This window comes from Alkalibacterium sp. m-11, from assembly GCF_054658155.1.
Genome location: NZ_BAAGIR010000532.1, coordinates 1 through 255 on the forward strand (window position 1 = coordinate 1; position 255 = coordinate 255).

The 255-nt window shown below is 41.6% G+C and carries 1 protein-coding gene; it reads left to right on the forward strand.

What is annotated here, in order from left to right; translation table 11 throughout:
• The coding region (locus tag ACYQ2O_RS13475; RefSeq protein ID WP_459771581.1) for a transposase at window positions 1-255 on the forward strand (255 nt) is incomplete at both ends.

Genomic DNA, 255 nt, shown 5'->3' on the forward strand with positions numbered 1-255 from the left:
GGGGCTAAATAAAACGACCTTAGGTTCACAGTCGATGGTTTCTCGTTTTATTCATCAACTGTCGGAGGAGAATATCGTTCAACTTCAATCAATTGCCAAGGCATTGACCACTATCTATATCGGCCAACAAAATACACAGCATATGATCATTGACGTGGATTCTACTCACTCAGACACCTTCGGAAAACAAGAACAGACTGATTTCAATACTCACTACGGAACAACGGGTTATCATCCCTTAGTGGCTTTTGATGG